Source organism: Luteibacter yeojuensis, assembly GCF_000964085.1.
GTDB lineage: Bacteria > Pseudomonadota > Gammaproteobacteria > Xanthomonadales > Rhodanobacteraceae > Luteibacter > Luteibacter yeojuensis_A.
This window is the reverse complement of record NZ_JZRB01000055.1, coordinates 1-1,416: the sequence shown is the minus strand read 5'-3', so window position 1 is coordinate 1,416 and position 1,416 is coordinate 1. Positions and strand designations below refer to the sequence as shown.

Sequence of the window (1,416 nt, the reverse complement as noted above, 5' to 3'; positions counted from 1 at the left end):
CAACGACGCGTGGCGTGCACGCCATATCGAAAAAGGTTTCGCGTGGTTGCCCGACGATGCACTCGGTGCGCTGCTTCCGCCCGCGTTGTCGATGGAGCGAATGAACGCCGTGTCATTCAATAAAGGTTGTTTCCCAGGGCAGGAAATCGCGGCACGCCTGCATTTCCTTGGCGGCCACAAACGCCACCTGCGCACGGTGCGGCCAGATGTCGCACTCGAAGAAGGGCAATCGCTGCGCGTTAACGGACGTGACATAGGCATCGTGTTGATGCACAACGCATCCGAAGTTCCACCTATGTCGCTTGTCGTATTGGATGATAACGCCGTTCAGGAACAGACTCTTGAAACGGATGCGGGGCGCCTGCACGTCTTGTCTACATTCGGCGCGTGATCGTTCGTGCGTTGTACATGTGCGTTCTCGCAGCACGGTGAGTCTTAGCTGAACCGTGCCGCATCTGCACTTGCACAAAACGTGACGCGCCACTAGTCTCCGCCGATCCCCTTGCGTGGCCATGGTGTTTCGCCATGGTTACACCCGCGACGATCCGTCGACGATGACGGTTCTGGCGCGACCCGGCGGAAGCCGGAGGATGTGAACCGCGTACCCGCCTTCGGGTCCGCTGTAGCTGACGGAGCCGCCGCCATCGCGATGCCGCTCCCTTTCAGCGCAACCCATACCGGGCGGCTCCGGACAGTCGCCCAGTACAGTCACAGTGTGTGACACCCGAAGCATTCGCATTCAACGCGATACCCAAGCGGATGCCCCTCGGTTCGTCCAGGTAGTAACGGCCTGCCCGCCCGTCTACCGCCCGTACGTCCCCCATGGCTCTTCCAAGACGCCGCAAGTGACGGAAAAGCTCGTTGGAGGCAGATACACATGAAACTTTCCGCTTTGCTCTGGATGGCGTCCGTCCTCCCGAGCCACCTGGCTGACCAGACGTGCCTGGCCACCACGGTTTACCTCGAAGCACGCAGCGAACCCACCATCGGCCAGTACGCCGTGGCGGAAGTCGCCCTCCGCCGGCGCGATCGCGGCATGGGTGGCAAGAATGTGTGCGAAGTCGTCTCGGCCCCACGCCAGTTCGCCATCACCACCACGCCGAAGGATTTTGAAGTCACCGACCTCGTCTCGTGGACGAAGGCATGGAAGATCGCCGGCGACTCCCTGAACAACTGGAGCCTGCCGAAGGGCGAACGCCTGGTGTACGTGCCGCAGGCCGATCACTTCGCCACGGTCGCCGTCGCACCCACGTGGTCGGCCAGCCGCATCGTGCGCAAGATCGGCGACCACGCGTTCTACGCCGTGAACTGATACGCAGCGACAACGCGCGGGGAAAAGGAACCAGGGCGGGCAGCTTGTGGTTCCCGGGAAAAGGGGCCCTCGGACGAGGGTCTTTTTTTTGGTTCATCGCGGAT

The 1,416-nt window shown here is 61.9% G+C and carries 2 protein-coding genes; both read left to right on the top strand.

From position 1 onward, the window contains the following. The coding region (locus VI08_RS21515) for a tRNA-modifying protein YgfZ (protein WP_198149002.1) at window positions 1-391 on the top strand (391 nt) is incomplete at its 5' end. 486 nt (window positions 392-877) lie between these two features. After that, window positions 878-1,312 (top strand): cell wall hydrolase, encoded by a 435-nt coding sequence (locus VI08_RS18400; RefSeq protein ID WP_045831099.1) that lies wholly within the window; start codon window positions 878-880, stop codon window positions 1,310-1,312. The last annotated feature ends 104 nt before the right edge of the window (window positions 1,313-1,416 follow it).

Bases quoted from the DNA above. Each gene is read 5' to 3' on its own strand.
- VI08_RS18400 (WP_045831099.1), top strand. From the start codon at position 878: ATGAAACTTTCCGCTTTGCTCTGGATGGCGTCCGTCCTCCCGAGCCAC.